The organism is Haloterrigena turkmenica DSM 5511, assembly GCF_000025325.1.
Taxonomy (GTDB): Archaea; Halobacteriota; Halobacteria; order Halobacteriales; family Natrialbaceae; genus Haloterrigena; species Haloterrigena turkmenica.
Genome location: NC_013743.1, coordinates 3,630,867 through 3,655,902, shown reverse-complemented (window position 1 = coordinate 3,655,902; position 25,036 = coordinate 3,630,867). Strand labels below are relative to the sequence as shown.

25 protein-coding genes are annotated in these 25,036 nt (G+C 67.2%); 8 read left to right on the top strand and 17 right to left on the bottom strand.

The window, feature by feature from the left end:
• Positions 1-30: 30 nt before the first annotated feature.
• The 7 genes from HTUR_RS17465 to HTUR_RS17435 form a co-directional block, all read right to left on the bottom strand.
• Positions 31-1,494 carry a hypothetical protein gene (locus tag HTUR_RS17465; RefSeq protein ID WP_012944665.1) on the bottom strand — a complete coding sequence of 488 codons (1,464 nt, stop codon included), beginning with the start codon at positions 1,492-1,494 and terminating at the stop codon, positions 31-33.
• Positions 1,495-3,087 (bottom strand): DUF58 domain-containing protein, encoded by a 1,593-nt coding sequence (locus HTUR_RS17460; protein ID WP_012944664.1) that lies wholly within the window; start codon positions 3,085-3,087, stop codon positions 1,495-1,497.
• Positions 3,084-3,947, bottom strand: a complete 864-nt coding sequence (locus tag HTUR_RS17455; RefSeq protein ID WP_012944663.1) for a DUF7269 family protein — start codon at positions 3,945-3,947, stop codon at positions 3,084-3,086. Before HTUR_RS17455 ends, HTUR_RS17460 begins: the two co-directional genes overlap by 4 nt.
• A complete protein-coding gene (locus HTUR_RS17450; protein WP_012944662.1) occupies positions 3,944-6,244 on the bottom strand; it encodes a DUF4129 domain-containing protein in 2,301 nt (766 codons plus the stop codon). The genes HTUR_RS17455 and HTUR_RS17450 overlap by 4 nt, the downstream gene beginning before the upstream one ends.
• A 286-nt stretch (positions 6,245-6,530) precedes the next feature.
• Positions 6,531-6,815 (bottom strand): phosphoribosyl-ATP diphosphatase, encoded by a 285-nt coding sequence (gene hisE / locus HTUR_RS17445; protein WP_012944661.1) that lies wholly within the window; start codon positions 6,813-6,815, stop codon positions 6,531-6,533.
• Positions 6,816-7,283, bottom strand: a complete 468-nt coding sequence (locus HTUR_RS17440; protein WP_012944660.1) for a bifunctional nuclease family protein — start codon at positions 7,281-7,283, stop codon at positions 6,816-6,818.
• A 227-nt stretch (positions 7,284-7,510) separates the two neighbouring features.
• Positions 7,511-7,705, bottom strand: coding sequence for a cold-shock protein (locus tag HTUR_RS17435; RefSeq protein ID WP_008893559.1), 195 nt, complete (start codon positions 7,703-7,705; stop codon positions 7,511-7,513).
• 276 nt (positions 7,706-7,981) lie between these two features.
• On the opposite strand from HTUR_RS17435, the gene HTUR_RS17430 reads away from it, so the two are divergent.
• Complete coding sequence (locus HTUR_RS17430) at positions 7,982-8,650, top strand: class I SAM-dependent methyltransferase (protein ID WP_012944659.1); 669 nt, start codon at positions 7,982-7,984, stop codon at positions 8,648-8,650.
• A 61-nt stretch (positions 8,651-8,711) separates the two neighbouring features.
• Here the strand turns inward: HTUR_RS17430 and pdxT are convergent, their stop codons facing one another.
• The 3 genes from pdxT to HTUR_RS17415 all read right to left on the bottom strand — a co-directional run bounded on the left by pdxT (position 8,712) and on the right by HTUR_RS17415 (position 10,669).
• Positions 8,712-9,344: a pyridoxal 5'-phosphate synthase glutaminase subunit PdxT gene (gene pdxT, locus HTUR_RS17425; RefSeq protein ID WP_012944658.1), complete on the bottom strand. Its 633-nt coding sequence runs from the start codon at positions 9,342-9,344 to the stop codon at positions 8,712-8,714.
• Between the two features lie 116 nt (positions 9,345-9,460).
• Positions 9,461-10,327: a VOC family protein gene (locus tag HTUR_RS17420; RefSeq protein WP_012944657.1), complete on the bottom strand. Its 867-nt coding sequence runs from the start codon at positions 10,325-10,327 to the stop codon at positions 9,461-9,463.
• Positions 10,328-10,507: 180 nt separating this feature from the next.
• Positions 10,508-10,669: a preprotein translocase subunit Sec61beta gene (locus HTUR_RS17415; protein WP_008893563.1), complete on the bottom strand. Its 162-nt coding sequence runs from the start codon at positions 10,667-10,669 to the stop codon at positions 10,508-10,510.
• 126 nt (positions 10,670-10,795) lie between these two features.
• Between HTUR_RS17415 and HTUR_RS17410 the strand changes: the two genes are divergently transcribed.
• Positions 10,796-11,065, top strand: a complete 270-nt coding sequence (locus HTUR_RS17410; protein ID WP_008893564.1) for a thioredoxin family protein — start codon at positions 10,796-10,798, stop codon at positions 11,063-11,065.
• Positions 11,066-11,134: 69 nt separating this feature from the next.
• Here the strand turns inward: HTUR_RS17410 and HTUR_RS17405 are convergent, their stop codons facing one another.
• Positions 11,135-11,905 (bottom strand): hypothetical protein, encoded by a 771-nt coding sequence (locus HTUR_RS17405; protein ID WP_012944656.1) that lies wholly within the window; start codon positions 11,903-11,905, stop codon positions 11,135-11,137.
• Between the two features lie 87 nt (positions 11,906-11,992).
• A complete protein-coding gene (locus HTUR_RS17400; protein WP_012944655.1) occupies positions 11,993-12,739 on the bottom strand; it encodes an SDR family oxidoreductase in 747 nt (248 codons plus the stop codon).
• 790 nt (positions 12,740-13,529) lie between these two features.
• Between HTUR_RS17400 and HTUR_RS17395 the strand changes: the two genes are divergently transcribed.
• Entirely contained in the window at positions 13,530-13,724 is a 195-nt protein-coding gene (locus tag HTUR_RS17395) for a hypothetical protein (RefSeq protein ID WP_012944653.1), read from the top strand.
• Positions 13,725-14,380: 656 nt separating this feature from the next.
• Here the strand turns inward: HTUR_RS17395 and HTUR_RS17390 are convergent.
• Positions 14,381-15,955: a carboxypeptidase M32 gene (locus HTUR_RS17390; protein WP_012944652.1), complete on the bottom strand. Its 1,575-nt coding sequence runs from the start codon at positions 15,953-15,955 to the stop codon at positions 14,381-14,383.
• Between the two features lie 302 nt (positions 15,956-16,257).
• Here HTUR_RS17390 and HTUR_RS17385 point away from each other — a divergent pair, with 302 nt between their 5' ends.
• The 3 genes from HTUR_RS17385 (at position 16,258) to HTUR_RS17375 (ending at position 19,064) form a co-directional block, all read left to right on the top strand.
• Entirely contained in the window at positions 16,258-16,626 is a 369-nt protein-coding gene (locus tag HTUR_RS17385; RefSeq protein ID WP_012944651.1) for a hypothetical protein, read from the top strand.
• 82 nt (positions 16,627-16,708) lie between these two features.
• On the top strand, positions 16,709-17,626 hold the full coding sequence (locus tag HTUR_RS17380; RefSeq protein WP_012944650.1) for a universal stress protein: 918 nt from the start codon (positions 16,709-16,711) through the stop codon (positions 17,624-17,626).
• Between the two features lie 316 nt (positions 17,627-17,942).
• Entirely contained in the window at positions 17,943-19,064 is a 1,122-nt protein-coding gene (locus HTUR_RS17375; protein ID WP_226377459.1) for a hypothetical protein, read from the top strand.
• Here HTUR_RS17375 and HTUR_RS17370 read toward each other — a convergent pair.
• Complete coding sequence (locus HTUR_RS17370) at positions 19,035-19,397, bottom strand: hypothetical protein (protein ID WP_148225353.1); 363 nt, start codon at positions 19,395-19,397, stop codon at positions 19,035-19,037. The two genes, HTUR_RS17375 and HTUR_RS17370, sit on opposite strands and share 30 nt — an antisense overlap.
• Positions 19,398-19,636: 239 nt before the next feature.
• Here HTUR_RS17370 and HTUR_RS17365 point away from each other — a divergent pair, with 239 nt between their 5' ends.
• Positions 19,637-21,079 (top strand): aryl-sulfate sulfotransferase, encoded by a 1,443-nt coding sequence (locus HTUR_RS17365; RefSeq protein WP_049941792.1) that lies wholly within the window; start codon positions 19,637-19,639, stop codon positions 21,077-21,079.
• Positions 21,080-21,167: 88 nt separating this feature from the next.
• On the opposite strand, the gene HTUR_RS17360 is transcribed toward HTUR_RS17365, so the two are convergent.
• The 3 genes from HTUR_RS17360 to HTUR_RS17350 are packed head-to-tail and all read right to left on the bottom strand — an operon-like array spanning position 21,168 to position 23,774.
• Positions 21,168-22,151 (bottom strand): lysylphosphatidylglycerol synthase transmembrane domain-containing protein, encoded by a 984-nt coding sequence (locus HTUR_RS17360; RefSeq protein ID WP_012944646.1) that lies wholly within the window; start codon positions 22,149-22,151, stop codon positions 21,168-21,170.
• Positions 22,148-22,828, bottom strand: coding sequence for a PHP domain-containing protein (locus HTUR_RS17355; protein WP_012944645.1), 681 nt, complete (start codon positions 22,826-22,828; stop codon positions 22,148-22,150). The genes HTUR_RS17360 and HTUR_RS17355 overlap by 4 nt, the downstream gene beginning before the upstream one ends.
• Before the next feature lie 31 nt (positions 22,829-22,859).
• Complete coding sequence (locus HTUR_RS17350) at positions 22,860-23,774, bottom strand: decaprenyl-phosphate phosphoribosyltransferase (protein ID WP_012944644.1); 915 nt, start codon at positions 23,772-23,774, stop codon at positions 22,860-22,862.
• Between the two features lie 170 nt (positions 23,775-23,944).
• Between HTUR_RS17350 and HTUR_RS17345 the strand changes: the two genes are divergently transcribed.
• Complete coding sequence (locus HTUR_RS17345; protein WP_012944643.1) at positions 23,945-25,036, top strand: NAD-dependent epimerase/dehydratase family protein; 1,092 nt, start codon at positions 23,945-23,947, stop codon at positions 25,034-25,036.

Sequence of the window (25,036 nt, the reverse complement as noted above, 5' to 3'; positions counted from 1 at the left end):
CTCCTGATCGGTCTCGTTACGGTCGAACCGTTATCCGCGCAACGGCACCAACAGTAGCACCGCGCCGAACGCGATCACGACGGCACCGCCGGCGGTGCCGATCCCCGCGAACGCGCCCGATCGCAGCACCTCGAGGCCGGCCGCCAGCAGGACGGCGCCCAGCGCCACGCCGACAGCGACCGCGGCGTGGAACAGCTCGAGCCGGCGAGTGTCGGGGAGGTGACCGAGTTCGGCGGTCAGCCCGAGGCCGAACGTCGAGACGTCCCAGACGAGCAAGGCGCCGGCGACGGTCGCGAACGTCAGGACGGGCTCGCCCCCGCCCAGCCCGATCGCGACGAACAGCAGCCCCGTCGCGGCGACGGCCGGCCCGGTCGCTCGAGTCGGGAGCAACTCCAGGCCGTCGGCGAGGACGGCGGCGACCCCGACGACCAGCAGCGCCAGCGGCCCGGCCAGCAACAGTGCGGCGATCGGCGCGCCGGAGGTCGTCAGCCCCCAGGCCAGCCGCGGGACGCCGCGGACCAATCCGAAGAACAGGAGGACGGCCCAGACGACGCCGACGACCGTAATGGCGACGCCGACGGTCATCGCGACAGCGCTCCGGGTCGATTCGACGCTGATCTGGCGGGTCAGGCGCCGTACGACGTCGGCGAGGAGTCCGACGAGTCCGACGCCGAATCCGACGGCGACGAGCGGCCAGACGATGACCGGCGATGACAGCCCTCGGAACAGCACCCCGAGGCCGAACTGTCGGACGGTGGCACCGAGCCCGCCCCAGGTCCAGAGCACCGTCAGGACGATCCCCAGAACGGGAAGCCCGAAGAGCGTCCATCGGAGTCCACGATGGACGCGCTCGAGTCGGGCCTCGAGGCGCTCGCGGCGGGAGCGGGGCGTCAGCTGTCGGAGCGGAAGCTTCCGATAGCCGATCAGGAGCGCGGCGGCGGTCGTCCACACGACGGCCAAGAAGCCGACGAGAGACCACAGCGGCGCCGCCGACCCGGTGACCCACTGCAGGGCGACTCGGCCGGCCAGCGCGACGGCGAGCAACACCGAGACGACAATCGCGCTGACGAGCATCGAGATGTAGGTCACAGCCGCGCTCTTGACCGCTCGCGCGACGTCGTCGCTTCCGATGTCGGCCCAGGTCGCCGCGACGCCGACCAGCGAGAGCGCACAGGCGGCCGCGACGAACAGCGCTCGGTCGAGCACCGGCCCGACGATGACGAGCACCGCGAGCGCCGAGCCGCAGGTCACCAGCAGGAGGTGACCGACGAACAGCCGGGCGAAGGAGTCGCGCTCCGTCAGAGCGACGCCGGCGACGGCGCCGCCGGCGACGAGGGCCAGCGTCGGCAACAGCGACGACTCGCCGGTCCGGATGCCGATCCCGCCGACGACGGCGACGACGACGAGCGTGGCGACCCAGAGGCTCGCCGCTCGCGGTCTGCCCTCGTCGCCGATCGCCGACGGACTGTCGAGGCGGGGGCCGGCGATGGCCATCTACCGATCACCTCCTCGTTTCGCCGAGGCGCCGTCGGCGTCGGTCGAGACCGATCTCTCGCGTTCGGTCCCCTCGGAGCCATCGGCCGGCGACCGCCACGTGTACTCGGCCGTCGTCGACTCCGACTCGGTCGCCTCCGATTCCGACTCGAGCGTCGCCGACGCCGTCGAATCGACGCCACCGGTCCCGGATCCGGCTTCGCCACCGAATCCGGTCTCGCTGTCGGTTTCGCCGCCGCTCCGGCCGCGACCGCCGCCAGATCCGCCCGAGAGCCGGGCGCTCGAGAGCCGCGCGTCGGCGGTGAAGGCGTGTTCGATGAGGACTGGCAGCGGCGTCCCGCGGCGCCAGTCGAAGGTCCGGGCGCCCAGCGCCTGACAGCGGGCCAGCCGGGTCCGCCGCCGAAGCTGTGCGTACTGGCCGCTGACGGTGTTGCCCGGGACGACGTCCGGCGAGAGCACGACGACGGGGAGACCGCCCCCGCGCCAGCGCTCGACCGCCGTGACCGACTGATCGTCGAGGACCGGCGAGAACAGCGCCACCTGCGCCCCCGCTGGCGCGAGTTCGCGCACCTTACGGACCTGTCGGGGCAGTCGTCCGCGGTCCCGATTCCTCGACGAAGGTTCCGAGAACCGCCCGCTCGAGGCCTTCGAGGAAGTCGCCGAGCGGATGACCTCGAGTGCGCGCGTGCGCTGCTCGCGGCCGTTCGCCGGCTCGATCCAGTGGAGGCCGGCGGGCCCGTTGCCGTCGCGGCCGACGACGGCGACGCCGACGTCGTGGCCGTGTCCGAGCAGGTCCGAAAGCGTCCGGGTCGCCGCGTAGGCCGCGAACTCGACGGCGGTCGGGCGGCCGGGCCCCGCGACGACCGCGTTGGACGGGCGGGCGTCGACGACCAGCACGACCGTCGCCGCGACCTGGCGCTCGTACTCGATCGTCGCGAGCGTCCCGCGTTTCGCGTAGTGGCGCCAGTCGATCCGATCGGCCGGATCGTCCGGCCGATGCTCGCGGACGGAGTGAAAGGAGAGCCCCTCGCCGGGTCGGTCGGTCGTCAACTGTCCGATTCGGCCGCGTCCGATCTCCTCGATCGGCGGCGCGTCGGCGTCGAGCCGACACACCAGCCGTTCCGCGCCCGTGGTCGACAGCCGCGTCGTCGCGACCGCGCTCGCGCCGAGTCCGCGAACGCGACACTCCGGGGCGTCGAACTTGTACTCGCCGCGTCTGGCGACGACCAAGTACTCGATGCGGCGTTCCTCGCCGGGCTCGAGGGTCACGCCGGCCCGCGGCGATCCCTCGAGGACGGCGAGTTCCTCGGGGACGCCGTCGACGAGTCGACAGTCGGTGACCGTCCGATCGGACTCGTTTCGCACCGTCAGCGTCACGGTGACCGGTCGGCCGGGCGCCGCCGGCGTCGGCGAGATTTCGCGGGTCGCCGCGAGTCCCTCGGGCACGGAGACGGTCGACAGCGAGCCGTAGGCCACGTAGACGAGCGGGACGATCGCACTGAGCAACAGGACGGGACTGGCGTCGAGCAGGCCGGCGAGGACGAGCACGACCGTCGCCGCGATCGCGCCGCGCCAGCGCAGCCGTCTGCTCATCGGTCCGTCACCTCGCGTTGCTCGTTCGGGCCGACCGGCCCGTCCGCCTCGGGGAGATCCGCGCCGTTCCCGTCGCTGTTGCTGGTATCTTCGGACGCGAGCCGCGGCCGCGGCGGGCGCGGTCCACGTACGGTCGCCGCCGGATCGACGGCCCGCTGGAGTCGGCCGTCGGCACCGCGCCTGAGTTCCTCGAGTCGCGGCTGCAGGACGGGCCTCGTCCGGGGCGCCGACTGGCCGGGGACCGACGGGAGCGCCTCGTCGGCGGCCTCGGCGACGGCGCCCATCGCCTGCCGACTGCGCTCGCGGGCGACTCGCTCGGGGAAGAGCCACGCCCGGACCCGCTCGCGTAGCGGTTGATCCGGGGGATCGATCGACGGCTCGAGGACGCTCGCGGCGAGTCGGTCGTCGGTCCACGAGCCGTCCGCGAGCGCCGCTTTCACCTCCTCTCGTGACTGCCCGCCCGCAACGAGGGCCTCGCCTAACGCCTCCCGGAGCGGCGGGCGAATCACCTCCAGACCGTTCGCGACAGTGCTGCGATTGCGCGCCCGCACGCCGGCGCGTTCGATCACCGACGCGAACTCGTCGCTCGAGAGTTCGGGGGTCCGATCGCTCCGCTCGGGGGTCGGCGCGGCGAACGAGTCACCGGGCGCCCACGAGACGGGCGGCGCGTCGGCGGTCGTATCGAGCGCGCCGCGGATCTTCGCGCCGCCGACTGCGATCGCGACGAGCGCGAGTACGACGACACCGAACGCGACGCTCGCTGTCCACGCCCACGCCGGCTGCGCCTCGAGACCGAACAGGAGGCCGGCCGCGACGAACGCGAGTCCGAGGGCCACGAGCAGCCACTCGCGGCGCGTCACGGTCGCTCACCTCCCGGGTCGCGATCGGTCGTGTCGTCGGCCGTCGATCCGTCCGAATCGTCCGCGTCGTTATCGTCGCCGTCCGACTCCGTCTCGAGGAGCGCCGCGTAGGCCGTGTCGGCCCGATCACGGACACCCCTCGAGAGTGGACGGCGGCCGTACTCGACCTCCCGAAACAGCGTCGTCAGTTCGTCGACCGGCCGGGCGGGATAGCCCTGCTGGCGGGCGGCGCGCTGGACCTCACCGGGCGTGTAGTGGCGCCACCGCCGGGGGGCGACCCGTCGGGCGAAGGCCCGCCACAGTTCGCGGAAGGTGAGACGATCGTCGGTCTCCGGCGCGGTGTCGGGCACGGTGTCCGTTCGTTCGACGCGTTCGTCCTCGTCGCCCTCGTCTTCGCGCACCTCGTGGTCGTCGTCTTCGTCGCGTCCTCGGTAGAGCAGCGCCGCGACGCCGAGCGCGGCCGCGACGACAGTGGCTCCCCGCGTCCCGTCGACGATGTAGCCGGCGGAAACGGCGGGAACGGCGGCGAGGGAGCCGACAATCACCGCCGACGGGACCCCTCGAAGCGCCTCGAGCCACCGACGCCCGATCGTCACCGCTCGCGCCGGGAGCGCGGCCAGCCAACCGCCGAACGCCGCGGCCAGGGCCCTGCCGGATCGGGGCAGCGACGAGGCCCACGTTCGAGCGGCCGCGAGCCGCGTGCGGACCCAGTCGACGACGCGCTCGAGGAGGGCGACCAGCGCGAGGAGTCGGTCGACGAGCCACTCGAGGGCGTCCTCCGCGGCGTCGCCCGGAGATGGGCGCTCGTCGACGATCGTTCGGTCGCTTCGGACGTAGGTGACGGCGAGCGCCAGCGCCGCGAGGGCGAGGAGTGCGAGAGTCCCGGCAGTTCGTCCGTAGAACGCCTCGACGGTGAGGACGACCAGCGCCGCTGCTGTCGCGCCGAGGACGGCAGCCGCGCCGCGCCTGCCGTGGGTCCGAGCGGCGACGGCGGTCAGCCCGACGACGGCGACGCCGAGAACGGCCGCGATACCGCCGTACTGGCCGGCGAGGCTCACGGTCTCGGTCCGATCGGGCGTGCTGACCGTGATCGCCGTCGTCGGATCGACGGGTAAAGCCACGGCGAGGCGACCGTCATCATCCGTTGTGCCGATCGCCTCGCCGCCGATCCGCACCTCGGCGTCCGCAACCGGCTCGTCGTCGACGGTCGCCTCGAGGACGCCGGGGCTGCCGGGGATCGGCACCAGCCCCTCGGGGGAGAGCGACACCTCGAGCAGTCGGACCTCGACGGTCGTCGTCCCGGCGAAATCGCCGCGGGCGACGCCGAGTTCGAACGATTCGGTGCCGTCGTCGGGGACGTCGACGGTCGCGGTGCCGTTCGCGTCCGTCTCGGCGACCACCTCGCCGTCGATCGTCACGCTCGCGTTAGCCATCGGGACGCCCTCGATGGACGCCTCGACGGTCACGGACTCGCCTGGATCCGGCGGCCCGCGCACGGTGATTTCGACCTCTCCCTCGACCTCGTACTCGACGCTGCCGTTGTCGACCTCGTCGACTTCCTGGGCGCTCGCGAGTGCCGGCGCGTTCGCTGTCGAGTCCGTTGGCATCGCGCTCGCACTCGCGGTTGCGGTCGTGATCGTCCCCGCACCGGCGCCGGGTAGCCCGGTCGCGGACGCCGTCACGCTCGCCGTCTCCGCGGTCCCCGAACACGCCGGATACTCGTCCGACTCGATGCGGACGTTCAGGTTCTCGACGTAGGGAACCGTACCCGTCACCTGTCCGTGCTCGTCTGTTTTGCCGACGTAGTCGTCGTTGTACCAGACGTCGGCGCCGGTAACGGGTTCGCCCTCGTACTGGATCCTCGCGGCCACCTCGCTGCCCGGCGTCGGTTCGCGATCCAGCCAGATCGTACACGCCGGCGTAGCGAGGCCGCCGTCGCCCCGCTCGATCTCGCGATCGGCGTCGTCGGTGGGTTCGGCGTCGGGGCCTTCGTCCTCGAGCCAGTCGAACTCGGTCCACTCGAGCAGTCCGTCCCAGTTGATATCGAGGTCCGGGATGCTATCGGGACCGTCGCCCTGCGGCTCGGCCGGGGTCGATCCCGGATCGACGTTCGGGTTCGCGTTCGGGTCGACGTTCGGGTCGGCGTCGGGATTGACGTTGGCATCGGGGCTCATGATCCCGTTGCCGGCCGGGGCGAGAAACGCGGCGAGCACAATCGCCAGCGCCGCGAGCGCGACGACCGAGAGCTGTCGATAGTCGGGGCCGTCGTCCGTCGGATCGTCGGGGGGATCTGGCACGTCGTAGCACCTCGAGTTCCTGGAGTACCGTCGGCGGTCGATTCAGGGCGGGATCGATTCGTCGTCGAAGCGGTCGGCCCGCGGACGGTCGGGCCGACCGGTTGCTTTCACAACAGGATGGTGGGACTTGCCGGCTCATTAAGGTATCCTCCGTGTCAGCGCGCGGATTCCTCCGAGCCAGCCCATCCGGCCATCATATCGGATTACCTGAATTTAACAACGAAGTGTCTCGTAGAAAACCTTTGCTATCTGAGCAAGTGCACCGCCGAATCAACGCTCCGCCGCCTTACCGTCGCGCCTCGAGTTCGGCCTCGAGGTCCTCGAGACTCATCTCCTTCATCGAGAGCAAGACGAGCAGGTGGTAGACGATGTCGGCGGCCTCGTAAGCGATCTCCTCGCGGTCGTCGTCTTTCGCCGCGAGCACGAGTTCGGTCGACTCCTCGCCGAGTTTCTCCAGCACCGCGTTCTCGCCCTTCTCGTGGGTGAACAGCGAGGCGGTGTAGGAATCCTCGGGCAGCGTTTCCTTGCGATCCTCGATCACGGCGAACAGCTCTTCGAGCGTGTCGTCCATCTACATCTCACCCGATACGTTGCGAATATCCTCGAGTCGCTCGAACTTTTCGCTCTCGTCGCGACCGTCGGCGAAGACGTCCTCGGTGACCTCGATGGACGCGTTCGTCCGGGCCGCAAGCGCCAGCGAGTCGCTGGGACGGGCGTCGATGACGGTCTCGCCGCGGGGCGTCTGGACGTGGAGGTCGGCGATGTAGGTCCCGCCCTGGCCGTCCTCGCGCTGCTCGATCTCGTTGATGACGACGCGATCGATTCGGCTGCCCAGTTCCTCCATCACGTCCAAGAGGAGGTCGTGGGTCAGCGGGCGGCCGATATCGTCGGCCTCGAGGCCGCGAGCGATGCTCGTCGCCTCGTTGAAGCCGATGAAGATCGGAACCACGTCGTCCTCGCCGTCGACGGCGAGGACCACTACCGGAACCGGTCCCTCCGGGGTTCCCGCGACGCGAACCGCGTCGATAGAAGCCTGCATATTCTGACCCTCGCGTGCGAGGGAGAAAACATGTCCGGTCGCGAATGCATGCACGCGAGCACGTCTCGACTGTCGGCGAGCGTCGCGCTCCGCTCGAGGCCGTTCGGTAGCCGTTCGGCTCGTGAGTTCGGTATCGGCGAACGCTCGAGCGGCCGCTCTCGGTGCGTTGTGGATAGAAGAAACGAAGTCACGTGCTGCCGCTTCTCAACGACACTGTGAGTCCGTAGTTAGTTGCGGACGACGTTCGTCGCGCGGGGGCCCTTGGGAGCCTGTTCGATGTCGAATTCGATCTCGGTTCCTTCCGTGAGGTCCTCGCCGCCAACGTCTTCCATGTGGAAGAACACGTCGTCGTCGGAGTCGTCAGTCTCGATGAAACCGTAGCCGCCTGTGTCGTTGAAGAAGTCAACCTTACCGTTTGCCATTGCGACTAAACGAAGAGGGAATACACGGTTAAGTGTTCCGCATTCGTCCGGAAAATGTTGAATCAATTGTTCGAACATCATCTGAATCTGGGTTCGGATCATAATTTGTCCACGCGACATCGGTTATCCGGAGAATCGCGTCCGATCCGTCGGACTGCCGCGAGACTTCTGTGGAATCTCCAGTTCTAGCGATGGCCGCACGCTCCGTCGCTTCGGTCTCGTCGCCGAGACGCGACTCCCGACGAGGCTTTACGTCTCCTCCAACTGCTAGCTCCTGTGGATTCTAACGATGTTCGGCGCCAGTGGGCGGAGCGGTCCGGCGAGTACTCACCGGAGTACTACGCCTACTACGGCCCGAACGAGACGAGCGACGCGATTCTCCGGACGCTCGAGCGATTCGTCGATCCGACCGCGCCGATTCTGGAACTCGGCTGCAGTTCGGGCCGCCATCTCTCGCACCTCTACGAACACGGGTTCGACTCCCCTGTGGGGATCGAACTCAACGCCGACGCGTTCGACGTCATGGAGGAGCATTACCCCGACCTCGCCGCCGACGGGGAGTTCTATCACGACGCGATCGAAGACGTCGTCCGCGAGTTCGACGACGACCAGTTCGGTGCGGTCTACTCCGTCGAGACGCTCCAGCACCTCCATCCCGATGCCGAATGGGTCTTCGAGGAACTGGCCCGGATTACGGACGACCTCCTCATCACCGTGGAAAACGAGAGCGAGCTCGAGGAGCGCGAAACCGAGCACGACGAATCCAAGCACACCGGATCGACCGAACCCGCGGATGTGAGCTACGTCAACGACGACTTCCCGCTCTACTACCGCGACTGGAGTACGATTTTCACCGATCTGGGATTCGACGAAGTCGATGTCCAGACGGGCAAGCGAGACACCATTCGTACGTTTCGAGCGGTACCGAAATCGCCCGACCGATAACTGGCGTCCGATCGCTAACTGACTGCCGGATCGATTCTCGTTCTGTGACTCGAGTCGTCCGTCAATCGACCTGCTGCGCGTCCTCGAGCGCCGGCACGGTCGCCGTCTCGTTCTCGAAAAACGCGAGCCCGTGGATGCGACTATCGGGGGTGAGTTCGGGGTGGAAGGCGGTGCCGACGACGGTGCCCTGTTTCACGGCGACCGGGCGGTCGTCCCACGAGGCGAGTACTCTCGCGTCCCCGCCGGCGACGTCGTCGATAGCCGGCGCGCGGATGAACACCGCCGGATAGGGATCCTCGAGGCCGTCGACCGCCAGCGGCGCCTCGAAGCTGTCCTTCTGCCGGCCGAAGGCGTTGCGCTCGACGCTGACGTCGAGCAGTCCGAGCTCCTCGACTCGGTTGTCGTTCGGGTCGCTCGAGGCGACGATCAGGCCGGCGCAGGTCGCCAGCAGGGGCTTGCCGGCCTCGACGTGGGCCCGAATTTCGGGGGCGATCCCCTCGCTGTGGACGAGCCGGGAGATGGTCGTCGACTCGCCGCCGGGCATTGCCAGCAGGTCGCAGTCGGGGACGAGTCCCGACTCGCGGATCTCGCGGACGGTGACATCGCGGTCGCGGGCCGCGGCGGCGCGTTCGATGGCGGCGGCGTGTTCTGCGACGTCGCCCTGGACGGCGACGACGCCGGCTGTCAGTGACATGCCCGCGGCTAGGGTGGGCGTCGGCAAAAAGGTCGCGTCACCGGAGCGTTCTTCCGCGCACGGTAGCGGGCTCCGTTCGAGGAGCGACGTGATTATTTGTCGTCGTTCGAGTCCAATTACGCTCGAAACCGAATTCGAATCCCGTCAGGATCGCGGCACTCGAGGCCGTCGCCGCGCTCGTCTACGGCCACGCCTGCATCCTCGAGTCGCTCCCGAATTCCCTCCAGCGCCTCGCTCGAGGGGACGACGAGATCGAACCGCGAGAGGCCGCGAATGTCGGCCGGCGCGGGACTCGAGCGCCCGTTCCAGGTGTTGATCCCGAGGTGGTGGTGGTAGCCGCCGGCGGCGACGAACAGCGCCTTCGGGGTGGCCGTCTTCACGTCGAAGCCGAGCGCATCGACGTAGAACTCGCGGGCGGTCTCGAGCGACGAAACCTCGAGGTGGACGTGGCCGAGGATCGTTCCGTCCGGGACGGTATCGCCGGCCTCACCGTCGCCATCATCGGCGTCGCCTGCAGCCGCGACCGACTCGAGGTCGAGGGGCCACGACCCGATCTGAATGCCGCCCTCGCCGTCGCGGGGCCACTCCGAGCGGGGCCGATCCCGGTAGAGTTCGACGCCGTTGCCCTCGGGGTCGTCGAGGTAGAGGGCCTCGCTGACGCCGTGGTCGGACGCGCCGGTGAGCTCCCAGCGGTCGCGGATGCGGGCCAGCCCATCCCCCAGCGCCTCGCGGCTGGGAACCAGGAAGGCGTTGTGAAAGAGTCCCGTTGCGTCGGTCGGTCGCGGTCGGGCGTCCGGTGCATGCCGGAGCTCGAGCAGCGCCGCGTCGCCGGCGCCGAGCACCGTCGTCGATTCGTCTCGCGTGAGCACCGAGAGCCCGATCACGTCCCGGTAGAAGTCAACGACAGCGGATTCGTCGCTGACCGTCAGTACGCTCCGTCCGAAGCGAGTCGCCGCCGGCAATAGGTCCCGTGAGTCGCTCATACGGACGATATGCGGCGCTCGTATATATGTTATCTGACCGCACGGTCAGATCGAACGACATCGCGTCGAACGCGACGATTCGTGCCGTTTTCCGCGGTCTCGAGATCGAGCCGCGAGCAGCGCCGAGCGGAGCGCTACCGCTCTCGAGCGGGTGGTCGGCGTCGAGAAGTGGGCGTCGGTTTACGCGACGAAGGTCAGCAGCTGTACCAGTACCCCGATCATCACGCCGGTCGCGATGACCGTCTTGGGGTCGATCTTGATCGCGTTCGAGTCCTCGGAGTCGAAGTACCGGACGAGTCCGGCACTGGACATCAGCCCACCGCTGTTCTGTCCTCGGTCCATACCCGCTACTACGGACGGGTGGAACTAAATCTTTCGTCCGGCGGTATCACTGACGTCACCGCTTGCGGCAATCACAGACCGGTGGGAAACCCTTATGCGCGCCGCGTCGGAACTAGCGATGAACCGATGACTGTCACACTCAAGGACTTCTACGCTGACTGGTGTGGCCCCTGTAAGACCCAGGATCCGATCCTCGAGGACCTCGAGGAGGACTGGGAGGGCCGATTTGAGGTCGAGAAGATCAACGTCGACGAACAGCAAGACGTCGCCAACGAGTATCAGGTTCGCTCGCTGCCGACCCTGATCATCGAGAACGACGACGGCATCGTCGAGCGCTTCGTCGGCGTCACCCAGCGCGACGACATCGAAGACGCCCTCGAGTCGGCCGGCGCGTAAGCGACGAGCCCCTCGAGCCGCCGTTTTTCGCGAACGTCACGTCTCGAGCAGCGACGGCGCTGGCGTCTCTTACGGCTCGTCCGGATCGATGTCGTCGGCACCGGTCTCGCCGCCGGTGGCGGACTCCTCGTCGGAGGCGGACTCGTCGGCCCCGAACGGTTCCTCGCGATCGAACGTCTCGTCGGCCGGCGGCTCTTCGGTGGCGCCGAACACGTTCTCCGAATCCGTCTCGTCGCTTTCGTCACCCGCGTCCGAGCCGTCCGTCTCGTCGACGGCCCGTTCGTCGTCAGTAGCTACCCCGGTAGCGTCGCTCCCGTTGATGACGTCCGTCCCGTCGGCAATGTCGATGGTGGTGACGGCGTCCGCGTTCGTCCCGCTCGCGGTCGTCTCGCCGGCCGCCGGCTCCTCGAGGTCGAACTCGTCAGTGGCGAGTTCGTCGCCGCCGACGCTGACGGTTCCCTCTTCGATCTCGATGACGACGCCGTCCTCGGCCGAGCCGCGACCGATCAACTGGTTCGCGGTCGACTCGACCTCCTGGTTGACCGACCAGACGAACCGTAGCACCGACTCGAGTTCGTTGCCGGCTTCGCGGACGCCGCGCTGGGGGGAGAGTTCGCCGAAGCTTCGGGCGCCCTCCGGGTGGAGGTACTGGATCGGGTGGTCGTTCGGAACCTCCCGTAGGTCGACATCGAACGACCAGACGTAGGGGAGCAACTGGATGGCGTACCCCTGTGGTTTCGGTGCTTTGCGACCGATGGCCGTCGAGGCGACCCCGATGGCCGTCGATCCCGAGTCGGTATCGTAGTAGACGCCGGGAAGGCCCGGAATTGAAACGCGCATACGCGAGCTATGGGAGCCACCGCGGGTGAGTCTGCACCCGGCAACTGCCACCCCAGTGTTACCGCGGCGGACTGCGATCGCCGCGGCTCAGAAGAAGGTGTCGGCGAACTTGTCCCGCGGATTGATGTCGATCTCGCTGATGCTCGAGCGGTCCTGTCCGGCGGCGAAGGCGATGGCTTCGGCGACCTCCTCGGGTTCGCTCGCCTCGTCTTCGTCGTACGCGTCGGCGAAGGTCCGCCCGTCGCCCGTCTCGAACTGCGAGCGGACTTCGGCGGGGTTGACGACAGTGATGCCGACGTCGTCGTCGCCGATCTGGGCGGCGACGCTCTTGGCGAAGCCACGGGTCCACCACTTCGTAGCGGCGTAGACGGGGTTGGCCGGCCGCGGGTGGCGGCCGGCGAAACTGGCGACGAAGATCAGGTGGCCGTCGCGCTCGCGAACGTGGGGGATCGCCGCCCGCGTCGCGTAGAAGACGCCGTCGACGTTGGTCTCCTGCATCGTCTCGTACTCCTCGGTCGTCAATTCATCGACCTCGCCACCCCGGGAGAGCCCCGCGTTGTTCACCAGCACGTCGATCCCGCCGAACGTCTCGACGGTCTCGTCGATCAGCGCGTCGACCGCGTCCTCCTCGCGGACGTTCGTCGGGACGACCAGCGTCTCGACGCCGTGGTCGGACTCGAGTTCGTCCGCGAGGTCGGCCAACTGGTCCTCGCTGCGGGCCGCGAGGACGACGTTCGCGCCCGCGGCGGCGAACGCGCGGCAGGTCGCTGCGCCGATACCCGTGCTCGCTCCCGTGACGATCGCCGTCTCGCCGGCGAGTGACTCGTCGGTCATGATCGACACTCACGACAAACGCCCTCTAAAACGACCGGGTTGCGGCACGCTCTCCGTGACTGATCGACGACACTTCCTCGGGGCGTCTCGAGTCACACCCGAACTACATCAATCCGGTACACCCGCTAATTATTTCAGCAATCGTATATAGAAAGTAGTCCGCGCGTAGTCGACCTCACGCCGACCCACCTTCCCTATCCGGATCGCTGGGTCGATAGTCCCTTTAAATCGACTTAGAACTCCGAATCTCGTATTGGTGTCTCTGGAATATGAGTCATCCTTCTGTATACCATAATGCCAGTAGCCAAATGACTACTGTAGTGAAAAATGAGAAAAGGAAAAACAATGGGTCCGTTCTTGGGCTTAAAATCAAATATGTGGTGACAATCCCAAGGAGGCCTGATACAAGAGCAATAAGAACGTCCAGACGACGACGAATACCACGTTCCATATTTCATCGTTCTATCCTGTGCTCATAAGTTAATAGATAGAAGGCTCGACTTCCTCGTCTGGCGTGCCGAACTCGTCGCGACCGGCTGGCGTCTCCATCAACTCGGGGATCGGGACCGGCATCACGCATCGTCTCCGTGGGATGCGGCGAACTCACGGAGCCGATGGTCGTCTACTCGACGATCCTGCACGCGACGTCGCCGAACGACAGGTGGGAGTTCCGGTATCGCCATCGCGGCCGTCACGCCGGGGCCCAGATTCGGTTCGCGCATCGACGCGACTCGAGTGCGACCTCGAGAGGCCGAGTCCGCTGCGAGCGCTTGCGTCCGTCGCGGCGTCGGTGCTCGCGATCGGGGGACTGATCGCAGCCTCGCTGGGCCTGTTCGGTACGGGCGCGAGCGGGTCGTCGCTGGCGGGCGTCGGCAACCCGACCGTCGCCAGTGTGATCGCGTTTGCGATCGGCGCGGCCGTCGCCGTGACCGTCGCTCGGCGCCGCGTCGCCGTCGCGCTGTTGAAGCGCATTCCGCACACCTGATTGGAAGGCTTGTTCAAAGCGGGATCTGCCTGTCGCGACGACGGACGGCCTGTTCTCGTTCGCGAACAACATGACGGTGATCGCGTTTGGGGCGGGACTGTTCTAACAGAGTAGATAGGAGCGCGATTTCGTTATTCGGAAAGACGACTGCAACTCAATCGGACGGTTCAGTAAAAGAAACGGGTTGGCCAACCCCTTGTACTATCCCCCAACCCTTTCAGGAGTGCGAGGGTTTTCCAAGTGGCACGTTCTGGACGTGTCTCGCTGACCGCTTTCAACGGCAGTCTCTGCGTCCGCCTTCCGTGGAGAGGGCTTGGCGTTTCCTGCCTCCATTGGTCAGCGATTGGAACCTCTCAGTAGCGTCGGGGTTCGTGGTGATAGAGAACCCGAATCGAAGCTATGAGGTAGCCATACTATGCACTGAGGAAAGCAGCGCATGGAATTCTGGCATGTCCATGGTGTGCGTTCTCCCATCTATCCCATCGCGAGTGACTGTCGAGTACATTATGCCTGTACGGTTTGGGAGTGAGATAGAGGTATTGAAACTATGACAATAGTTCGGGAGGACACAAATGATCCCGTACGGCAATAGGGGAACCACACGGGCTCGAGGACTATCACAAACTCAAACCGGATCAGAGTCGAACGCCGCCGCGTCAGTAGTCCTCGAGGGCGTACAGTTCGCCGTATTTCGACGTGACGTACTCGAGGAAGGGGTCGGCAGTCAGCTCCTGGCCGGTCGCGCGTTCGATCAGTTCGGGCGTGGTGTAGCGCTTGCCGTGTCGGTGGACGTTCTCGCGGAGCCAGCCGTTGAGTTCGTCGAACTCGCCCTCGCGAATCTGGTCGTCGAACTGGCCGAGTTCGTCTTCGGCGGCGGCGTACAGCTGCGCCGCGAGCACGGAGCCCAGCGAGTACGTCGGGAAGTAGCCGAAGGAGCCGTGGGACCAGTGGATGTCCTGCAGGCAGCCCTCGGCGTCGGTCTCGGGCCGAACGCCCAGATACTCCTCGTACTTGTCGTTCCACGTTTCGGGGACCTCTTCGACCGCGAGGTCCCCGCGGATCAGATCGCGTTCGATCTCGAACCGGATCACGATGTGGAGGTGGTAGGTGAGTTCGTCCGCTTCGACCCGGATGAGGTTGTCGTCGTGGACCTGATTGGCCGACTCGTAGGCCGCCTCGGACGAGACGTCCTCGAGTTCGGGGAATCGCTCGCGGGCGGTCGGGAGGAACTGCTCCCAGAAGGGTCGCGAGCGGCCGACGTGGTTCTCCCAGAGCCGCGACTGGGACTCGTGGACAGAGAGATCCCGCGCCTCGCCCAGCGGCGTGCCGTACCCCTCGTCTGGGAGGCCGAGCGTGTAGTTGGCGTGGCCGAACTCGTGGATGACCGACGTGATCGAGCCCAGCAAGTCGTCGGGTTCGAAGCGGGTCGTCACGCGGGCGTCGAACTGCGTCCCCGAGGAGAACGGGTGCGGTGCCGTATCGAGGCGGCCGCGATCCCAGTTATAGCCGAGCGAGTCGAGGACGTCCCGCGCCAGCGTCTCCTGATCGTCGTCGTCGAACTCGCCAGCGAAGGCGTCCGTGGTCAACTCCGCATCGCTCTCGTCGATCGCGTCGATCAGCGGCACGAGCTCCTCGCGGAGACGCTCGAGGACCCGTTCGGCCGTCTCGAGGTCGATGTAGGGCTCGTAGTCCGAGAACAGCACCTCGTAGGGGTCGGCGTCGGGATCGATGTGCTCCGCGTACTCCCGTTTGAGTTCCACGAGTTTCTCGAGGACGGGCGCGAACTCCTCGAAGTCGTCGTTCTCCTTGGCCTGTTTCCAGGCGGGGTGGGCGTTGGTCGTCGTCTCGGAAATCTCCTCGACGAGGTCTTGCGGGACGCTGGTCTCGCGGTCGTACTTGCGGCGAACCTCGCGGACGACGGCGGCCTGCTCCTCGCCAAGGTCGCTACTCGCGGTTTCACCGTCTTCTCGAGACGACGGAGTCGTCTCGCCGTCTTCCAGTTCCTCGAGCAATGCACCGGTCTCGTCGGCCGTCAGGAGTTCGTGGCCGATCGAAGACAGCGCCGAGAGTTGCTGTGCGCGGGCGGGGGTCCCCTCGTCGGGCATCACGACTTCCTGGTCCCACTGGAGGATGCCCGAGGCGTTCGAAACGTTCGTAATCCGCCGAACGCGTTCCTCGAGCGCCGCGTAGCTGTCGTCGGCCGCCTCGTGCTGGGCCTGATCGGTCGCCATGGGTGACCGATACACGCGGCGGCCGTATCAACGTCGTGGTTCCGGCGGTTTCACGGCCGTCGGTCGTCGTGCCCGGGTCGGAGTCTCGTGCAATCGCCGGCCTTCGAACCGACGGCGAGTCGACCGTCGGCCGACCCGGTCGGCTCGTCCACCGAGTGAGAGTTGTCGTGACAGATGACAGTGCCAACATCGTATCAGCGCCTCCTTCCGGCGACGTAGCAACAATATACGCGCTCGATGACCGCTGTATAGAACTTGCAAGCAGTGGACTGTTCGGGCTATCTGACGTGTGTTCAGGTACAATGGTCGCTGCGTCACCAATCGGGTCAGCCATCGTCTTCGTGGTGAGCCTGCTGATCGGTGCACTGGGAATCTACGTCGGCGCCCGCATCATCGTCGGAGCCGACGACTACGATCACGCGATCGTCACCGCGTTGATCGGGGCGATCGTCTGGGGACTCGTCGGCTTCTTCGTCGGGTGGATCCCCCTGCTCGGGCCGTTGCTGGCGCTGCTGGCGTACATCGCCGTGATCAACTTCCAGTACCCCGGCGACTGGACCGCCGCGGCGATGATCGGTCTCGTCGCCTGGGTGACGGTGCTGGTCGTCCTCTACGCCCTCGCCGCGCTCGGGGTCACCGCCTTCGACGCCGTCGGGATCCCCGGCGCCTGAACGGTGCTGGGTCCCTTCTCCATCGCCCACGTTGCGAGTGTCGTCCCATAGACGTAAGCGGATTCGTCCCGAATCACGGCGCATGGATACTCGCATTCTCGTGCCGACCGACGGGAGCGACTCCGCGAGGGCGGCCCTCGAGCACGCGCTGGATATCGCCGCTGACCAGGACGCCATCGTGCATGTCCTCAACGTCGCGGACACGAACCAGCCGAGTCTCACGCGTCTCGGCACGCAGGTCGTCGACGCCTTGGAGGAGGAAGGCAAAGAGATCGTGTCGGCGGCCGCCGAACTGGCCGCGGAGCGTGACGTGCCCGTCAGTACGCACGTCGTCCAGGGCGAACCGCGCGAGACGATCGTCAAGTTCGTCACCGCCGGTGCCGAGTCTGAATCGGAATCGGACAACGCGGACGGCGTCGCCTTCGATTTCGTTGTGATGGGTGCCCACGGCCGACGCGGCCTGGGAGAGTACATCCTCGGCAGCGTCACCGACTACGTCGTCAACCGGAGCGAGGTGCCGGTGCTGACCGTTCGCGCGGCCGACGACGCGAGGGCGACCTACCCCTACGGAAACGTCCTCGTACCGACTGACGGGAGCGTTCACGCGAGGGCGGCGGTCGAACTGGGAGCGCAGTTCGCGAACCGCTGTGGCGGGACGCTGCACCTGCTGTCGGTCATGGACGAACTGCCGGAGGTCGCCGACGCGGAAACGGCCCCGCTCCCCGCCCAACTCGAGGAGAACTTACGGGAGACCCTCGAGGAGGACGCGGCGACCGCCACGCGGGCGGGCGCCAACGACGTCGAGACCGCCATCGAGACCGGCTCGGTGCCTCGAGAGGTCCTCGCCTACGCCGAGGCGGAGGCGATCGACCTCGTCGTGATGGGCACCCACGGCCGGACCGGTATCGACCGCCATTTGCTCGGCAGCTTCACGGAGCGCGTTATCCGCACGTCGCCGGTTCCCGTTCTCACGACGCGTCGCGCCGAGGAGATGGACTGAACTGCCCCCGTTCGCTTCAACATCGCGCGTCGCCGCGACCGGTTCGAAACCCTGACAGTCACCGGTAGAACTCCCGACAGCGGAGACGAGAAAGCCTATAAGCGGACCGAGACGGGTCCTACGTAGCCACCTGACGGGCCCGGCCCGTCGTTCTACCGATGAACACTCGAACGATCGCTGACGGGGGTGACCGCCCATCGAGCGACAGACGCTGATCGCTCTCGGAGCGGTCGTCGTCGTGTGTTTCGTACTGGCTTTCGGATCGACCGCCGCCACGTCGGCGGACGGCCACGGAGCCGACCGACACCAGCAGCTTGTGAGCACCGGCGACGAGACCTCGCTGTGGCCGTACACGAGCAGCGCGACGGCCTTCGAGGAACGGACGCTCGCGATCAACGTGTTGATCAACGGCGATCCGGCGGAGACGCGCCGGCACCTAGAAGAGCGGAGTCGAGGCGACTGGAACGAGACCGCGCCCGATGAGGAGGACGTGAGCGAGACCGACTCCGAGGACGTCGTCGGGACCGAAACGGCCTGGCGAAGCGCCGACGGCTCGACGCGGTACGTCTACGTCTCCACGGGCAACGAGACGGACGAGGGCGTGTGGCTCGACGAGAGCTACCAGCTCCACGATGGCGACTATCTCGGCTCGCGCGAGCACATCCGCGCCTACGAGTCACCCGACCCCGACGAGGAGTGGACCGCGATCCAGGCCCACAGCGAACACTGGGACTGGTTCCGGCTCAGCCACACGGTCGACAGCGCCGAGGACTCCCAGCGCTACGTCGAACGCGAGTTCATGGATCGGCGGTACGTCTCGAACGTCTCGCGCGTTCACCTGGGAAACGGCCGCGGCTTCGATTCCGACGGCTGGGTGACGGTCGTCGACCTCGAGAGCGGCGACCCGCCGTTCCACGTCGCGATCGTCGGCCTCCTTCCCGGCCTGTTGCTCGCGAGCCGGGTGTCGACCCGGACCTCGTTCCCGAATTCGGTCGCTGCCCGCGTCCCGCGCGCGCTGTGTTTGGCAGGCTCGCTGCTCGGGCTCTACCTCTTCGTCCGGTTCGGTGCGATCGCCGTCGAGGCGCGACTCGAGGGGATCGATCCTCGGTTCATCGCAGCGGCGTTCTACCCGCTGCTCGCCGTCGGCTTGCCGGTCTGTACGTACTACTTCGCGCGGTCGCTCGACCGACCGACGGCGTTCGCGGCCGGCTCGATCGGCTTCGCGACCGCGATCCTTCTCGATTACACGCTGCTCGGCGTGACGCGGCTCCCGCTGAACGTGCTCGTCCACCGGTTCTCGACCGCCGTCGCGCTCGGGTTCATCGCCGTGGGGGCGTCCCACACCGTGCGGGTCGATCCGGAGGACCACGACTTCGTGCGCCTCGGCGCGCTCCTCTGGGTCGTGACGCTACTCGTGCCGCTGCTTCGATTCCTGTAGCCGCCGGCCCCGACCGTCCGCCGGGATCGACTCGAGGTCGTCGGGACTGACGTACGGGCGCACCCACGGGGAAGTCACCTGCGTGTAGCCGACGACGCCCGCGAACGTGGCGAGGTAACACAGCCAGCGCGGGACGCCGAACCCCTGAATCCAGAGCATCATTACCAGCGCCCAACTAGCCAACACGACCGCGTCGCGACAGATCCGTTCGCCGTTGTGTCGGAGGTACGCACGCAATCGACGGCGTCGGGACTCGAGGACCGGGCGCTCGTCGTCTACCGGGGCGGCGTCGGCGCGGTCCGTCCCGGAGTGGAGAGATTCCCTTTCGCTCACCGTTGGTGCGGAGGTTCGGGAGCGGTCGCATACGCTTTTTGGTCGCGGGAACGCGTCGGTGTGTGAGCGGGATGCAGTGCGGCGCGGTCCGAATCGGCTTCGAGCGACGAATTCGTACCCCGCCGTTTCCATCGCCGTCGTCGCTACCGAGTCAGGTAGAAAAAACACTAATACTTCGCTCCGGAAACGAAACCCAATGGGTTCCCAGCTGGCGTTTCGAGACTCGAGGGTGGTAAATCGTGGTTGACCGTTCGCAGTCGCCGCTCGCGGCCGTTCGGTCGGGCGTCTCCCGGGGCCGGTCTGCGCTCTCGCGAAACCGCCTCCGCGTCGTGTTTCTGGCCGTCATCCTCCTCTCGGCGGCCGCCGTGGCGAGCGCGTCGATGAACGACGATCTCTCGACCGCCTCCGCGGAGGAGGTTCCCGAGGCACCGGAGACGGAGAACCACACGGTCGTCACCGAGTCGGGCCGTGCCGGGACGATCACCGTCTACTCGCCCGACGGCGAAGTGGCGTACTATGACAACACGCGGACGAAGTACTTCGACGCCGATCCCGTCGAGGGCGATCCGATGACCATCGAGTACACGGCGACGGACACGATCCACAGCGAGGGGCCGACCTGCAGCGACCCGCCGTGTGCGCTGAACGTCATCGAACGCGTCGACCTCGAGGAGGAGAACCCCGAACCCGAGGTCGTTTACAAGCGCTACGACTACAAGGAGACAGCCGGCGAGTGGCACGACTCGGACCGCATCAACGAGACGCACGTGGTCGTCGCCGACATCGTCGCCGACCAGGTGTTCATCGTGAACACCGAGACGGAGGTCGTCGAGTGGCTCTGGGACGCCCAGAGCGACTTCCCCGTCGACGAAGGTGGTCCGTACCCCGGCGACTGGGCCCACATCAACGACGTCGAGTACATCGACGAGGGCCAACACGAAGGACGGATCATGGCCAGCCTCCGAAATCAGGACCAGGTCGTCTTCCTCGATCGGGAGGAGGGGCTGGTCGAGGGCTGGACGCTCGGGAGCGAGAACGACTACGACGTCCAGTACGAACAGCACAACCCCGACTACATCCCCGAATCGCAGGGCGGCCCGGCCGTCCTCGTCGCCGACTCCGAGAACGGCCGCATCCAAGAGTTCCAGCGCGAGGACGGCGAGTGGAACCGCACCTGGGAGTGGGAGGACGACCGGATTCAGTGGCCCCGCGACGCCGACCGACTCCCCAACGGGAACACGCTCATCGCCGACAGTCACGGCAACCGCGTGATTGAGGTCAACGAGTCCGGCGACATCGTCTGGGAAGTCGGATCGACCCTCCCCTACGAGGCGGAACGCCTCGAGACCGGCGCCGAAAGCGAGGGCGGGCAGAGCGCCCAGGCACTCGGCCTCGAGTCCCGGACGGACGACGATAGCGGCGGCGGAGGCGGGGGCGATGACGACGGTCTCTTCGGCTTCGACCCGCTCGGCTGGGCCGGTGACGTCCTCGAGAACATCCTCCCGCACCGGATCCACAACGGTCTCCTGTTCGCGACGCCGATCTGGATGGGGGCGAACGAGTTCGCCGCCATCGGCATCGCAATCCTGACCGGGCTGGCGTGGCTCGGGATGGAGACCAGGTGGCGGCTCCGCGACGCCGGCGTTCGGTTCCGACTGCCATTCTACCGGCGGAGCGACTGATTCCGGCCGGCCCTCGATTTTACCGCCGCTATCGGTATCGGAGCCCGTGAACGACTCGCTGCGGAGTGAGCGGCCGGCCGTCGACCGTTCAGCGAGTCGCCTTGTACGCGAGAAACACGGTCGTACCGAGCGCCGCGGCGTACCACAGCGTCCCCACGCGGATCACGACCGTGGCGGCGGCCGCGACGGCTTCGGGGTAGCCGAACGTGACCAGCACGCCGACCATCGACGCCTCCGCCGCGGCGAGTCCGCCGGGGAGCATCGACACCGCGCCGACGACCGACCCGAGGCCGAAGACGAACAGGCCGATGACGACGGTGGCTTCGACGCCGAATCCCTCGAGGACCAGCCAGAGCGCGACGCCCTCTAACCCCCACGCCGCGAGACTGAGCAGCGTCGCGACAACCAGCGGTCGGATCTGGAACAGCCGGTACGCGCTCTCGTAGAACCGTTCGAGTTCGGTCGCGTGCTCGCCGACGACCGGAAGCGACTCGAGTCGGCCGAGGATCGCCAGACAGGCCCGCCGCCACTGGAGTAGGCCGATACCGACCGCGATGACGCCGAGGACGATGACGATGGGAAGCGACGACCGGCTGTAGACCAGCAGGCCGAGCGCAGCCATCGCGCTCAGCGCGACGAGGTCCGTGACGCGCTCGGCGCCGACGACGGAGGTGGTCTCGCTCGCCGGCACGCCGCGCTTGTCCCGGAGGAACCACGCCTTCCAGACCTCGCCGGCCTTCCCCGGCGTGACGACCATCATCAGGCCGCTGAAGAAGGTGACGGCGCTCGCCTCGAGCGGGACGTCCACCTCGAGACGCCGGAGGTAGTAGTGCCACTTGGCGAAGCGGAAGCCGTAGCCGACCGTCGTCAGGCCGATGACGGTCGCGAACGTCCGCCAGCGCAGGGTGGCGAGGGCGTTCGTCACGTCGCCGACGTCCGCGTAGGCGGCGAGTCCGAGGAAGACGACGACCGAGAGCAGCGCCGTCAGCCAGACGCCGTGCTCGCGGACGGCCCGCCAGCAGCGGTCGACGACGGTCGCACCGACCCCCTCGGCCTCGCCGCTCGTCGTCACGGGAATCGCCCCGACGTGAGGGCCCCCACGGCGCGACCGGAGGCGGTGCGGAACTGGTGGAGTTTCGTCGCGACGTGCCCCGAGAGGTATCGTCCGCGGCCGCCCGGCCGCACGCGCCCCTCGTGCACTGCGTCCGCGAGCGATCCGGTGCCCTCGACCCGGGTGTACGCGCGGCCGACTTCCATCGGGAAGTGAGCGTCGCTGCCGCCGGTCGCCGGCAGGTCGTGGGCGGCCGCGAACGAGGCCGCGCGCTCGTTGAACCGGCGTCGAACGCAGCGGGAGTTCACCGCTTCGACCCCGTCGACGGCGTCGGCGAGGGCCTCGAGGTCCGTCTCGTAGCACTGTCGCAGCGCGTCGAACGGATGCGAGAGGACGGCGACGCCGCCCTGCTCGTGGATGCGGTCGATCACCGTCAGCGGATCGGCTCGAGGCGGCGCCTCCGTCACGTCGAGGGCCAGCAGGTGGCCCTCGGTGGTCGTCACTTCGACGCCGGCGATCACCTCGAGGTCGGCCGGCGCGGCGTCCCGGACGGCGGCGACGTTGGCCAGCGTGTCGTGGTCGGTGACGGCGATGCCGTTGAGTCCGGCCTCGACCGCCGCCGCGGCCACGCGCTCGGGCGGCGTGCTCGAGCAGGGCGAGGCGTCCGTGTGCACCTGGAGATCGTATCGTCGTGTCATGGCGGGATCGATGCGGAGCGGGGTGAGACGGTCACGCGATCACCTCGAGGAGTCGCGGCGGAACCCCGTAAAGGACCGCGACGACGAGGAGCCCCCAGAGGACGAGGTTGACGAAAAATGGGGGGTCGCCGAAGAGGAACTTCGGGTCGCCGCCCAGATTCCGCGTGTGGGCGAGGAGGTGGTAGCGGAACGCCGCGAAGAAGGCGAACGGGAGCGTGGTCATCATCCACAGGTCGCCGCGGAAGAACGTGTAGAGCGAGTAGGAGACGACCAGCGCCGCGAGGACGACGACGAGCAACTGGTCGAGCGTCTCCTCGGTGTACTCCGCGAGGGTCGCGCGCGACGCGGCCGGATCGTCGCTGACGATCATCTCGTGGCGGCGCTTGCCGAGCGCGAGCATGAGCGCCCCGAGGAACGTACAGACGACGAGCCAGGGGCTCAGGTAGACGTCGATGGCGACGACGCCGGCGACGGCCCGCAGGACGAACCCGATAGCGATGACCATCACGTCGACGATGACGATCTCCTTCAGAACCGCGGAGTAGAGCGCGTTCTGTGCGAGGTACGCGCTGACGACGAGGAGGAACAGCGGGCCGAGGTACCAGGAGAGGCCGAGCCCGCCGACGAACAGCAGGACTGCGAACGTCACTGCCACGGGGATCGGAACCTGCCCGCTGGCGATCGGTCGGTGTTTCTTCCGCGGGTGGTTGCGGTCCTCCTCGACGTCGAGGATATCGTTGCCGATGTACGTCGCGCCCGCGACGGCACAGAAGGCGACGATTCCGAGGACGACGTTCGTGACGGCGACCGGATCGAACAGGCTCTTGGAGAAGACGAGCCCCAGAAGCAGGATGCCCTGCTTGTACCACTGCCAGGGACGCGTCTCCTTTACCAGCCCGGAGACGGTTCCCACGAACCGACGCCGGTCGGTGTAGGCGCGGGCCATCTGTCTCCTCGACTTCACATGACGGCAAAAAGGACCGGCTTGCCTGTGACTCCCTCACGGTCTGTGTCACGTGCCGGACGTCTCGGTTTCAATGGGCCCGTGACTGTACGGATTCGTTACACCTCGGTACACTCTTGACCCGCCGTATCGACGTTCAGCGTGATATCACGATGAGCGATAGTGAGCGCGAGAGCGACGACTCGAGTGGCTCGCTTCTCGTCACTGGAGGGACCGGATTCCTCGGCCTGCACACGTGTCAGTACTTCCGCGATCAGGGGTGGGACGTCACCGCGTTCGATCTCAAGCCGTTCGAGCCGAACGACGACACGGACGGAATCGAGTTCATCGAGGGAGACGTTCGAAGCGAGGCGTCCGTCGCCGACGCGCTCGAGGAGAGCGACGCCACCGCGGTGGTGCACACGGCGGCCGCGCTCCCGCTGTGGGACGCCGACCGCATCCGAGAGACGACCATCGACGGGACGCGAAACGTGCTCTGGGCAGCGAACGACCGCGACGTCGAGCGGGTCTGTTACGTCTCCTCGACGGCGGTGTACGGGACCCACGACACGCATCCCATCACCGAGGAGTCGCCTCTGGACGGGGTCGGCCCCTACGGCGAGGCCAAGATCGAGGCCGAGAAGGTCTGTCAGGACTTCCGCCGCATGGGGATGTGCGTCCCGATCGTTCGCCCGAAGACGTTCGTCGGGCCGCAGCGGCTCGGCGTGTTTCAGGTGCTGTTCGACTGGATCGAGGACGGCGCGAACGTTCCGCTCGTCGGCTGGGGGAACAACCGCTACCAGCTGTTGCACGTCCACGACCTCGTCACCGCCATCGAACTGCTGCTCACCGAGGACGAGGAATCGGTGAACGACACGTTCAACGTCGGTACCGACGAGTTCGGTACGATGAAGGAGGACTTCCAGGCCCCCATCGACTACGCGGGGACGGGAAAACGAACCATCGGAACGCCCGCCTTCCTCACGGTCGCGGTCCTCCGCGTGCTGGACGAACTGAACCTCTCCCCGCTGTATCCGTGGGTCTACGAGACGGCCCACGAGGACTCCTACGTCTCCGTCGAGAAGCTGAAGGGTCTCGGCTGGGAGCCCGAGTACTCCAACCGGGAGGCGCTCGTGGAGACCTACGAGTGGTACCTCGAGAACTACGAGGCCGACGAAGAGGCCGATGAAAGCGGTCTGGACCACCGCGTCGCGTGGGACCAGGGCGCCCTCGCCGTCGCGAAGAAGGTCTCACAGCGGATCTGA